This is a genomic window from Neomoorella sulfitireducens (assembly GCF_024733845.1).
GTDB lineage: Bacteria > Bacillota > DSM-521 > Neomoorellales > Neomoorellaceae > Neomoorella > Neomoorella sulfitireducens.
Map to the genome: position 1 here is coordinate 60,211 of NZ_JANRHG010000001.1, position 11,775 is coordinate 71,985.

Below are 11,775 nucleotides of genomic sequence, written 5' to 3' on the forward strand. Positions count from 1 at the left end.
CTTATCAAGAAACTGCTGGTTAACAGCCTTTATCTCTTCTAATAATTCCAGGATACGGCGGCCTCTTTTATGGGTACCCCGGGTCTGTTAATGTAAAAATAGCCTTAGGGCTGGCGGTCGCAGTCACCCGCCTTTACAAAACAAGGAGTGATTTTCTTGCGTAACAAACTTTTTCTCCTCGTGATGGTTGCCTTCGTGGTTGTCTTGCTCCTCTCCAACACGGTAGCTGTCAAGGTAGCAAAATTCGGGCCCTTCGTAATAGCGACCCGGAATTAAACCAGGTCGCTTTTTATTTAACTTATCATTGAAGGTAGCAGGTAGCATACTTAAAGAAGGGACTACCGGGCCTTTCCCGGCCTCCACATTAAAGCGGTTCCCGGCCTCCAGGAAGGATGCATTCACCAACCCGGATCCCTGTTCTTCGGGTGTTAAACCCGGAAGCCTGGTGGCCGTGCTGGTGATAGTCTTTACTACTTGCCTGCCGGGAATGTGCCTCTCCCAGGAGAGCACCAGGGCCGCCACGCCAGCAACATGGGGACAGGCCATGGAGGTACCGCTCATGGCCCTATATTTACCTCCCGGGAAGGTGGAAAGGATATCAACTCCCGGAGCAGTTACCGTGACTTCCGGACCCCGGCTGCTGAAGCGGGCCAGGTTATCTTTGTCGTTAACAGCCGAAACGGCGATAACACCGGGGTAACGGGCCGGGTACATGACGCTGTTTTCTTTCCCCTCATTGCCGGCGGCCGCCACCAGGACCATGCCGGCCTGGACACATCGACGGACGGCTTCTTCCAGGGCCTGGCTCGGCCGGGTGGTGCCGAAACTCATGTTGACGACCTGCATTTTGTTTTGCAGCGCCCAGTCCAGGCCGGCTATAATCTCGGATATATAACCGTTGCCCCGGCGGTTGAAAATCTTGACGGCATAAATCTCCGCCCGGGGGGCTACTCCTACTACCCCAAAATTATTATTGAGCGCTGCAATTATCCCGGCCACATGAGTGCCGTGGCCATTGCCATCCCCGGCCTCCCAGCCGGGAAATTTAATATTCTTGGTACCACGGATGTTAGCCTTAAGGTCGGGATGGCTGGCATCAATGCCCGTATCCAGGATGGCTACCTTCACCTTTTCTCCCGCCGCTTCCGGCCAGGCCTTCGGCGCGCCAATCCGCATCACGCCCCAGGGAATAGTCTGCCCCCGCTGCCGTAACCTCACTGCCGGCAGGGCTACTGTCTGGACCAGGAAATCGTCTTCAATCAAAAGGACATCCGGGTCTAAACCCAGCTCTGCAAAGGCCTGCCCCTTTTCCGGTATCCTTACTGCCAGGGCATGTACGAGGGGCAATTCGCGTACTACCCGCCCGCCCTTTTTCAGGATTGTTTCGTGACAATTGCTCAAGGGCCGGTGCTTGCGGAACATGATAATTTTCCGGCTGCCGTCATCATCTCTGCCCAAGGGGGTAAGGGAAACGCCGGTCATTACTGCTACACCGGCATAATAAACCAGCAAAACAGGCCACATGGTTAACCCCTCCTTTGCTCCATTCTATGTAGCGCTTCCGGAGGGGGTTCAATAAATACAAACCGGCCGGCAAAAAATTTTCCCTTTTTTATTAACCTCCAGACCCGGAATTGCATATGCTAGGTCTAGATAAGGTCCCTGCTAAGGGAAAAAGGAGGTTACTTTTATGACACAAGAATTGCTGTGGTGGTTTATCATCATCATCCCGGTCATCATTATCATCCCCATCATCTTCCTGTTCTTCTTGTTCCCGCTAAATGCCAAGTAGGAGGAATATCCAGTGAGTGGTCAAGGTTTTAACCTCTGGTGGTTGTTTATTCCTCTTATCGTGATTATTATCATTCCCATATTCCTTGTCTTCTTCATCCCTCTCAGTGCAGCCAATGCATGAGCGGGAAAACCCCGGCCCCGCCGGGGTTTTAATATAAAGGCCCCGGGGTTTTACCCCGGGGCTCTTCTTACTGGTAGGGCCGTTACCGCTCTGGGAATGCCTTCAACTTTTTTGCCAGCTGTTGAGAAACTCCTGGATATCCGGCGGCAGGGGTCGGCCGTTATTAATCTCCCCCGCCATCCCTTCAATTAGCCGGGCAAGTTGCTTCTTCATCTCCGGGCTTAAATCTTTGGTTATGTTATTTACAAAACCGGCCATATCTACCTGGCCATGCGGGAACATGGCCGCAGGGTCGATACCCGCCTGAGCCATTATTTCTTGGACGACAGCAGGGTTATCGGGCGTTATGCCCATCTCTTTAAAAACCTGTCCCAGGGATTTCCCGCTGGTAGCTGCTTCAATGACGCGCTGGCGCAGGGCATCCAGATCCGCACTCATGGGCCTCACCTCGCATAAAATTTACCCTTGATCATTATATGCCCTGCCCCCGCTTTTGGTGCCCGCCAGCCGTTATTTTCCCGCCGGTGCTATATTGGCCGCCAGGACGCCGGTGATGCGGCCGTCACCGGCGCGTACAGGAACCGCGACGGTGATGGCCACCCGGTTAGAACTCTGAGTCACATAGGGCTCGCTGGCATAGCGTTCACCCCTTACGGCCGCCTGGAACCATGGCCGGAAGGACCAGTTGCTTACTCCCGCATCCGGCCGGTTATAAATAGTTGCCCCGTCCGGTAGGGTAGCAATTAAGGTCTGGATAACAGCCGTTTCGTTGAAGGCGGCGTCAAGGAGCGGTGTCAGGGTGGCCGCTTCCATTTTCTTAACAGCAGGATCGGCGGCCAGCTTTTCCAGCACCGCATAACCCTGGTTAACAAGTTCCCGGCGCAGTTCCTGGTCCCACCCGTCCCGGGTAAAAGCGGCAGCCATGGTAAAGAAATTCTCCGCCATGGCGCTAAACCGGCGCGTATTCTCTTCCACCACCGCCATAGTGGCCTTTTGTTCCTGCGTTGCAGCCGATACCTCTTCAATGCTGGCGGCCGTTTCCTGGGCCACGGCCGCCATACGGTTGGCTGCCTCGCTTACCTCCCGCACCCTGGCCAGCTGGTTCTGGGTATGGTGGCTGATGTTGGTCATGACTTCGGCGGCCTTATTGATCGCCTGGCTTACAGCTATAAAATTCTCTTTTACCTGGGTCCCTCGTTGGAGGTTGCTCCGGACCAGTTCGACGTTTTTATCTACCTGGGCCGCCGTCTGGCGCGCCTCTTCGCTGATGGCTGCCGCCAGGGAGGTTATGTTCTGGGCGGCCGCCGCCGATTGTTCGGCCAGTTTGCGCACCTCTTCGGCTACCACGGCAAAACCGCGGCCTTGCTCACCGGCACGGGCGGCTTCAATGGCGGCATTTAAAGCCAGCAGGTTGGTCTGATCGGCAATGGCCGTAACCGCCTGGACCAGGGTATTGATTTGTTCCATTTTAGTTTCCAGCTGACGCATGCGGCCGGCCGCCTCCTGGATAGACGCGGCCCCGGCCTTGATTTCCTGGAGCAACTGCTCCAGCAACCGGCGCCCTTCCTCTTCCTTGCTCCTGACTTCCATTCCTAACTCTGTTCCCAGCCCGGCCCGGTCGCTGATATCTTCCGCCAGGCTATGTAACGTTTTGATATTTTCCGCCACCTTTTGGGCAGATCCCGCCTGCTCGTCGGCACCGCCGGCAATCTCCTGGATGGCTGAAGTCACCTCTTCCAGGTTGCGATAACTGGTTCCGGTGCTTTCCCGAAGATTTTGGGAAAAGTGAGAGAGTTCATCGGCGGTAAGCTGCATACGACCAACCAGGCGATAAAAACTATCCAGGACGGCGATTACCGGTCCCTGGAAACTCTCCCCTAACTGCGCCCCGGTCAAAGATTGTTCTGCGCGTACCGGGTCGCCTTCGCCAAGCAAATTAAGGAACTGCATTACCCGTTGCAAGGGGCGCATCCATTTTATGTAGAGATTAACCAGGATAACCAGGCTTAAAATTAAACCCAGGGCCCCCGCCACAATGGCTGGCAAAAGGAGAATCTGCCAGCTTATACCCTGCACGGCGACAAGGGCGGTACCCGCCGTTCCCGGGCCCAGTGCCAGAAATAGCAAGAGGATAAAGTAAAAAAGTTTGGTACGGAAATTGATTGCCAAATTCCTCCACCTCCCGGCATTATTCTCTATATTACCACATTTTTTTGTAATTGACTAGATAAAACCGGCCGGGCATATGAAGATCAGGCCGCCATGCAGTTGTCGCTTGCACGGCATACGCATGATGTGAATAAACTCAAGCCTCAAGCGCTGGAAACATCGCCGGGATGGTTGTTGGATGTTTTTGACGCCGGCAGGCGGCCCGCCAGCTCGGCGGCCAGTTGCTCCGGGGTCAGGTCATGATAGGCCAGTAAAACTAAAGTGTGATAATAGAGGTCGGCCATCTCGTATAAAATTTCTCCCCGGCTGTCGTTCTTTGAGGCAATGATAGTTTCCGACGCCTCTTCGCCGAGCTTTTTCAGGATCTTATCCTGCCCGTGTTCAAAAAGGTAGGAGGTGTAAGACCCTTCCGGCCGGGTAGCCTGGCGTTCTTTAATTACGCGGAAAACTTCGGCCATTATAGTCCCCAGATTCGCGGTTAGGGTTCCAGCACGCTTGCCGGCAGCCGTAAGGTTTCCTGCAGGCGACCGGGTGCCAACTTGCTTCTCGCCGGGGATATTTTGGTTATCCGGGCCGGCATCGCGGTTCGTCGGTATTTTTTCTCCTGTAGCCCCGGGTGTTCTTACCTGTAATGCTAAAGGGTGATGAAAGCAGGAAAACTCCCCTTCGTGGCAGGCCACTCCCACCTGGCGGACCAGGAAGAGCAGGGTGTCGGCGTCGCAGTCGTAGCTGGCCTTGACAATATACTGGCGGTGGCCCGAGGTGGCCCCTTTGTGCCAGAGTTCCCGGCGGCTGCGGCTGTAAAACCATGTCTCGCCGGTGGCCAGGGTGCGGGCCAGGGCCTCCCGGTTCATATAGGCCAGCATCAAAACTTGACCGCTTTCTACATCCTGGATAACGGCTGGGATTAAACCGTCTTCATTAAATCGTAATTCCCCGGGTATTGTCACTCCCATGGTCTATTCCTCCAAACGCACGGGAACGCCCCGCGCTGCCAGATAGCCCTTGACTTCAGCAATAGTATAGGTGCCGAAGTGAAAAATCGAGGCCGCCAGGACGGCGTCGGCCCTGCCGGCCGTCAAACCTTCATAGAGGTGCTCCAGGTTTCCTACGCCCCCCGAGGCGATTACCGGAATATTGACGGCGGTGCTGACGGCCGCCGTCAGTTCCAGGTCGTAGCCCGCCAGAGTGCCGTCGCAGTCCATACTGGTAAGGAGGATCTCCCCCGCTCCCAGTTCCTCCACCTGGCGGGCCCACTCCAGGGCGTCTTTTCCAGCCGGCCGGCGGCCGCCGTGGGTATAGACCTCCCAGCCACCGGCCCCGGTACGGCGGGCATCGATGGCCACCACCACGCACTGGCTGCCGAAACGCCGGGCTGCCTTTGCCACGAGTTCGGGATCCTCTACAGCGGCCGTATTCAGGGATACTTTATCGGCCCCGGCGGCCAGCATGCGGCGAATATCCTCCAGGGTGCGCAGGCCGCCTCCCACGGTAAAGGGAATAAAGACTTCCGCCGCCGTCCGCCGCACCACGTCGACCATAATCTCCCGGCCTTCGGCCGAAGCCGAGATATCCAGGAACACCAGTTCATCGGCGCCGGCACGGTCATAGGCCGCCGCCAGTTCCACCGGATCTCCGGCATCCCTTAAGTTAACAAAATTGGTACCTTTAACTACCCGCCCGTGATCCACATCCAGGCAGGGAATAATCCGCCTGGTGAGCATCTTAATCCTCCTCCCCGGCCACGACCAGGGCTTCTTCCAGGGTAAAATTGCCGTTGTAAAGGGCCCGTCCCAGGATGGCCCCTTCCACACCGTCCTTCTCCAGGTCCCGCAGGGCGCGAATGTCGTCCAGGCTGGCAATACCGCCGGAGGCGATAACCTTCAGGCCGCTCATCCTGGCCATATTCCTGGTAGCGGCCAGGTTGGGACCCCGGAGGGTACCGTCGCGGCTGATATCGGTAAAGACGGCCCGCTCTACCCCCAGGGCGGCCATGCGGCCGGCAAAGTCCAGGGCTTCTTCTTCGACCGTTGCTGCCCAGCCTTCTACGGCCACCCTTCCCTCGCGGCTGTCAATACCTACGGCTACCCGGTCGCCGTAACGTGCTACTGCCTCAGCAACTATTTCCGGATTGGTGATGGCTACCGTCCCCAGGACGACCCGGGCCGCCCCAGCAGCAAAGAGCGCTTCAAGGCTTTCCATGGTGCGGATGCCGCCCCCGACCTGGACCGGGATGCGCACCCCTTTGATTATGGCAGCGATAACCTCCATATTCCGCGGCCGACCGGCAAAGGCCCCATCCAGGTCCACCACATGGAGCCAGCGGGCCCCCCTTGCTTCCCAGCCCCGGGCAACGGCCACGGGTTCGGTAGAGTAGATAGTCTCGGCTTCCGGTCGCCCCTGGTAAAGGCGCACGCAACGTCCTTCCCTCAGGTCAATGGCAGGCAGGATCAGCACGGCTTACCAGCTCCCCAAAGTTTTTTAATACCACAAGGCCCCAGCGACTGCTCTTTTCCGGGTGGAACTGGACCCCGAAGAGATTATCCCGCTGGATACTGACGGCAAAGGTTAACCCATAATCAGTAGTACCGGTAATGATGGTTTTATCGGCCGGGTCAATATAATAAGAGTGGACAAAGTAAAAGTTCGTGGCCGTGGGAACTCCCTGAAAAAGCTCTCCAGCCTTGAGCAGTTGTACCTGGTTCCACCCCATGTGGGGAACTTTGAGCCCCGGGGGCAGGCGTTTGACTTCGCCTGATAAAAGATTTAGTCCTTCCACGGGACCACCTTCTTCACTGGTGCTGAAAAGGATCTGCAGCCCCAGGCAGATGCCCAGGAAGGGCACGCCCTTCCGCACCGCTTCCCGGATAGCTGCCACCAGGCCCCGCTCCCGCAAGTTGTTCATGGCATCGGCAAAGGCCCCTACTCCCGGGAGGATGACGCCGGGAGCAGCCAGCACCACCTCCGGATCCAGGGTTATCTCCGCCGGATAACCCAGCTTCTCCAGGGCCTTTTTAACGCTCAAAAGATTGCCCATCCCATAATCGATAATGGCTAGCGGCCGCATCCTGCTTCCTCCACAAATAACATTTCATGAGGCCAAACTTTCCTATCCCGTTCTGTATAGGATCAGTCCAGGCTACCCTTGGTAGAAGGAATCCCCTCCACCCGGGGATCACGACCGGCGGCATCCCTCATGGCCCGGCCCAGGGCTTTGAAGAGGGCCTCGGCGATATGATGGCCGTTACGACCGGCCAGCTTCCGTACGTGCAGGGTAAGGCAGCCTTGATTGACAAAGGCCCGCAGGAATTCTTCAATAAGTTCCGTTTCCAGGCTGCCAATCCGGCCCGGATCCAGGTCGAGGTTGCAGGCAAGATAGGGCCTGCCGCTAAAATCCAGCACTACCTGGACCAGAGCCTCATCCATGGGAATCAAGGCATGGCCGTAACGATTAATGCCGGCTTTATCCCCCAGGGCCTCTTTAACGGCCTGTCCCAGGCAGATCCCAATATCTTCTATGGTGTGATGATTGTCAACTTCCAGATCCCCTGCGGCCTGGATTTCCAGGTCCAGGAGCCCGTGGCGGGCCAGCTGGGCCAGTAAATGATCAAAGAAGGGGATACCGCTGCTTCCCTGCCATTTGCCACCGCCGTCCAGGTCAAGTTTAACGCGAATACTGGTTTCTGCTGTCCGGCGCTCAATCAAGGCTTTACGGCTCATCTTTAACCCCCTCCTCCAGCCGGATGCCAATGGCCCGGGCATGGGCTTCCAATCCTTCAGTCCGGGCTAAAGCCTGGATAAACCTGCCCGCCGCCTGCAGGGAAGCCGGCCCGGCAGCGATAAGACTGCTTTTCTTTATAAAAGTGGCCACGCTTAAAGGTGAATAAAACCTGGCCGTCCCTCCCGTTGGCAAAACATGGCTGGGCCCGGCCCAGTAGTCGCCCAGGGGCTCGGAGCTGTATGGCCCCAGGAAAATCGCCCCGGCATTTTCCACCCGGCCCAGCCAGGCCCAGGGATCGGTCACGTATAATTCCAGGTGCTCCGGAGCCAGGGCATTGGCCAGGTCCAGGGCGGCCTCCAGGTCGGGTACTACCACGACCGCCCCGAAGCTTACCAGGGAGCGGGCGGCTATCTCCCGCCGGGACAGGGTTTCCAGCTGGCGGGCGACTTCCTCTACCACCGCCCGGGCCAGTTTTTCTTCCGGGGTAATCAGGACCGCGCCGGCCAGGGCATCGTGTTCCGCCTGGGAAAGGAGATCGGCGGCCACCCAGTCCGGCCGGGCGCAAGTATCGGCTATGACCACGATTTCGCTGGGGCCCGCCAGCATGTCAATATCGACAACGCCGTAAACTTCTTTTTTCGCCAGGGTAACATAAATATTGCCCGGGCCAGCAATCTTATCCACAGGAGGGACTGCTTCCGTCCCGTAGGCCAGGGCGGCTACGGCCTGGGCCCCGCCCATTTTATAGATTTCCGTCACCCCTGCCTCGGCAGCCGCCACCAGGAGCAGGGGCGGCAGGGTCCCGTCCCGCCGCGGTGGCGTCGCCAGGGCAATTTCACCAACCCCGGCGACCTGCGCCGGCACGGCGGTCATTAAAACCGAAGAGGGGTAAGCCGCCGTACCCCCGGGAACGTAAAGGCCCACCCGTTTTAAGGGGCGGCAGATCTGGCCCAGGATGGTCCCGTCGCCACCCGCCTCCATCCAGGAACCCCGCAGCTCGCGGCGGTGGTAGGTGGCAATATTGTCCCGGGCCTGCCGCACGGCCTCCAGGAGTTCCGGGGTTACGGCCTCATAAGCCGCCTCAATCTCCCGGTCCGTGACCCGGAAACCGGCCTTTTTTAATTCCACTCCATCCAGCACGCGGGTGTAATGCTCTACAGCAGCCTGGCCTTCATCCCTGACCGCGGCGACGATCGCGCGTACCCGCGCAGCCACATCGGCCTGGGCCAGGAGCCGGCCGGCCCAGCGGCGCCGCACCTCTTCACCCTCAAGAACAGGTAGCAATACCGGCACCTCCTTGTGCGGCCGCCTTTAAGGCTTCTATTACCGGCCGCAAACGCTGGTAATTGATCCGGTAACTGACGCGGTTGGCAATCAAGCGGGCGGTGGAGGGAAAGATACCGGTTACTTCCACCAAATCATTTTCCTTTAACGTCCGGCCGGTGGATACGATATCCACAATCAGGTCGGCCAGTCCTACCAGGGGCGCCAGCTCAATATTGCCGTGGAGCTTGATTATTTCTACCGGTAAACCCCGTTCCCGGAAAAAAGCTGCTGCCACCCGGGGAAACTTGGTGGCCACCCGGCGGCTGCCGGTCAGCAAGGTCTCCAGGGAGTGGCCGGCTTCCTCCCAACGGCGCCGGGGCGCCGCTACTACAAAACGGCAGTAGCCGAACCCCAGGTCTACCAGTTCAAAGACATCGGCTCCGGCCTCCGCCAGGGTGTCCTTGCCGACAATCCCCAGGTCGGCGGCCCCGTGTTCTACATAGGTAGGCACGTCCGTAGGCCGGCAGATTATATAGCGCACCCCTTCGGCCGGGAAAGAAAAAACGAGCTGCCTTGTTTCAGTGGCTATGCCTTTTACGGGAAACCCGGCCTTAGCCAATAACTGAATAGCATCATCACCGAGCTTGCCTTTGGGCAGGGCCAGGGTCAGCATGGCGGTGCCCATTTAAACATCATCCTTCCCTTGCGGTTCACCGGTCCCCGTAAGCGGCTCCACCCAAACCAGGGCCAACCCCCGGGCGGCGGCCCGGTCTGCTGCTTGCCGGCGATTTTCGCTCTGTCCATCAATAATTACCGTGGTCCCCTCCCGGTGCAGTTCCCGCGCCCGCCGCAGAACCGCCGCCAGGTCCCGGCCGGCCACCAGGTAACCCTCGTCCTGCCCCGTTCCCTTTACCTCGCTCCGGGCCATGAGGATCCGTTCCAGTCCCAGAGCAAAGCCGGTGGCCGGGCAGGGATAACCAAACCGGCCCAGCAGGTCGTCATAGCGGCCACCGCCGCAGACGGGGACTCCCAGGCCCGGTACATAACCTTCAAAAACAATACCCGTATAGTAATCAAAATCCCGCAGTATACCCAAATCGATGAAGAGCCACTTTTCCAGGCCGCAGGCTGCCAGGGCCTTCCACACCCGTTCCAGTCCCGCCAGGGCGGCTATTGCCCCGCCCCGGTTAAAATTGGTCCGGGCTTCCTCAAGGGCTTCTTTACCCCCGTGTAAAGTGGCGAGGAGTTCTAAGTGCCGCTTCTTCCTTCCCTTGAGATTGTACCCGTCGATAAGACCCTCCAGGCCCACCAGATCCTTGCCGGCCAGGGCTGCTTTAATTTGGGCCACTGCTTCCCGGGGCAATTCCAGGTCCTGGAGTACCCCCTTGGTTACAGCCACCTGGCCGATGCCGATACGAAATTCCTGCAACCCGGCCTTTAACAAGGTTTCTACCGCCAGGGCAATAATCTCGGCGTCGGCCGCTTCGCCCCCGGCACCAATGAGCTCCACCCCGGCCTGGTGAAATTCCCGCAGGCGCCCGGCCCGTGGTTCCTCATAACGAAAAACACCGGCGCGGTAACACAGGCGGAGGGGCACATCCTCCCGCCTTAAAGAGGTGGCCACCAGGCGGGCTATAGGGGCCGTCATCTCCGGCCGCAGGGCGAGAACCCGCCCATCGCGGTCGATAAATTTATAGAGGCTCCCTTCCTCCCCGGCGGGAGAGCCGGCCTGGAAGGTTTCCACAAATTCAAAAGTCGGGGTCAACACTTCCCGGTAACCCCAACTCTGAAAGAAAGCCACCAGTTCTTGCTCCAGTTCCCTGAGGGCAGTTGCCTCCGGCGGCAGCAAATCCCGCACCCCCGCCGGTACCTGGAAATTCAAGTAGCCCGCCACTAACCTTCACTCCGTTACTTTACCATGTTAACATATTAACGTAATAATAACACCGGATCTCCATCCTGACAAAAACCGCCTGCCGCCGCCAGGAGCCGCCAGGTTTGATTAACCGGGTTTATAACAGCCCGGTTATCCCGGGCTTCAAATTACTCCTTTTTATCAAGGCGATCCAGGATGAGGTTGTACCCGTCGGCGCCGTAGTTTAAAAAGCGCTTGACCCGGCTGATGGTGGCTGTACTGGCGCCGGTGGCGGCGGCTATGGCCGAATAGGTAACCCCCTGGCGCAAGTAGCGGGCTACGGCCAGCCGCTGGGCCATGGCCTTTATTTCAGCGGTGGTGCACAGGTCTTCAAAAAAACGGTAGCATTCATCCAGGTTCTCAAGGGCTAAAATGGCGCGGAAGAGTTCATCAACCATGGGATCCTGCAATTTGTCCCGGCTCATCCCGTACCCTCCCCCTTAGCTCACGTGAGAGGTTGGAAGTTAGAAGTGAGCAGTCAACAGGTTCTTCTATCTATGTGATAATTAACAACTTCGTCATGTACCTGGTTTTTCCTCCACATGTAATATGTTCTTTTTTCAACCAATCAGCCTGGTCAGCCATTCTGTCACCGGCCCGAAGACCCTGGCTAAAAGTTTGCCCGGGCTGGGTACGGGTAAATTTAAAGCCAGGGCCAGGCTTAGGACCAGGCCCGTGAGCCAGACGATGCCCATAACGGCCAGTTCCCGCCAGTACTTTTTCTGCCAGATTTCCGGGGCATCCAGGTAAGCTATGACCAGGTAAGCGATGATAATTAAAACAAGCATG

General features: G+C 57.9%; 13 protein-coding genes. All 13 read right to left on the reverse strand.

Annotation, left to right across the window (positions count from 1 at the left end; translation table 11 throughout):
- Positions 1 to 123: 123 nt before the first annotated feature.
- Positions 124 to 1,524: a S8 family peptidase gene (locus NWF31_RS00270; RefSeq protein ID WP_258358499.1), complete on the reverse strand. Its 1,401-nt coding sequence runs from the start codon at positions 1,522 to 1,524 to the stop codon at positions 124 to 126.
- A gap of 493 nt (positions 1,525 to 2,017) precedes the next feature.
- Entirely contained in the window at positions 2,018 to 2,353 is a 336-nt protein-coding gene (locus NWF31_RS00275) for a hypothetical protein (protein WP_258358500.1), read from the reverse strand.
- 72 nt (positions 2,354 to 2,425) lie between these two features.
- Positions 2,426 to 4,084: a methyl-accepting chemotaxis protein gene (locus NWF31_RS00280; protein WP_258358501.1), complete on the reverse strand. Its 1,659-nt coding sequence runs from the start codon at positions 4,082 to 4,084 to the stop codon at positions 2,426 to 2,428.
- A 143-nt stretch (positions 4,085 to 4,227) separates the two neighbouring features.
- Positions 4,228 to 5,040 carry a phosphoribosyl-AMP cyclohydrolase gene (gene hisI, locus NWF31_RS00285; RefSeq protein WP_258358502.1) on the reverse strand — a complete coding sequence of 271 codons (813 nt, stop codon included), beginning with the start codon at positions 5,038 to 5,040 and terminating at the stop codon, positions 4,228 to 4,230.
- Between the two features lie 3 nt (positions 5,041 to 5,043).
- Complete coding sequence (gene hisF, locus NWF31_RS00290) at positions 5,044 to 5,808, reverse strand: imidazole glycerol phosphate synthase subunit HisF (RefSeq protein WP_258358503.1); 765 nt, start codon at positions 5,806 to 5,808, stop codon at positions 5,044 to 5,046.
- Between the two features lies 1 nt (position 5,809).
- On the reverse strand, positions 5,810 to 6,541 hold the full coding sequence (gene hisA / locus NWF31_RS00295; RefSeq protein WP_258358504.1) for a 1-(5-phosphoribosyl)-5-[(5-phosphoribosylamino)methylideneamino]imidazole-4-carboxamide isomerase: 732 nt from the start codon (positions 6,539 to 6,541) through the stop codon (positions 5,810 to 5,812).
- Positions 6,519 to 7,151: an imidazole glycerol phosphate synthase subunit HisH gene (hisH, locus tag NWF31_RS00300; protein ID WP_258358505.1), complete on the reverse strand. Its 633-nt coding sequence runs from the start codon at positions 7,149 to 7,151 to the stop codon at positions 6,519 to 6,521. Before hisH ends, hisA begins: the two co-directional genes overlap by 23 nt.
- Positions 7,152 to 7,213: 62 nt before the next feature.
- Positions 7,214 to 7,804: an imidazoleglycerol-phosphate dehydratase HisB gene (gene hisB / locus NWF31_RS00305; protein WP_258358506.1), complete on the reverse strand. Its 591-nt coding sequence runs from the start codon at positions 7,802 to 7,804 to the stop codon at positions 7,214 to 7,216.
- Positions 7,794 to 9,089 (reverse strand): histidinol dehydrogenase, encoded by a 1,296-nt coding sequence (gene hisD, locus NWF31_RS00310; protein WP_258358507.1) that lies wholly within the window; start codon positions 9,087 to 9,089, stop codon positions 7,794 to 7,796. The genes hisB and hisD overlap by 11 nt, the downstream gene beginning before the upstream one ends.
- Positions 9,073 to 9,756, reverse strand: coding sequence for an ATP phosphoribosyltransferase (gene hisG / locus NWF31_RS00315; protein ID WP_258358508.1), 684 nt, complete (start codon positions 9,754 to 9,756; stop codon positions 9,073 to 9,075). The genes hisD and hisG overlap by 17 nt, the downstream gene beginning before the upstream one ends.
- A complete protein-coding gene (hisZ, locus tag NWF31_RS00320; RefSeq protein WP_258358509.1) occupies positions 9,757 to 10,965 on the reverse strand; it encodes an ATP phosphoribosyltransferase regulatory subunit in 1,209 nt (402 codons plus the stop codon).
- Positions 10,966 to 11,114: 149 nt separating this feature from the next.
- On the reverse strand, positions 11,115 to 11,411 hold the full coding sequence (locus tag NWF31_RS00325; RefSeq protein ID WP_106006184.1) for a YerC/YecD family TrpR-related protein: 297 nt from the start codon (positions 11,409 to 11,411) through the stop codon (positions 11,115 to 11,117).
- Positions 11,412 to 11,546: 135 nt separating this feature from the next.
- Complete coding sequence (locus tag NWF31_RS00330; protein ID WP_258358510.1) at positions 11,547 to 11,774, reverse strand: hypothetical protein; 228 nt, start codon at positions 11,772 to 11,774, stop codon at positions 11,547 to 11,549.
- Between the last annotated feature and the right edge of the window lies 1 nt (position 11,775).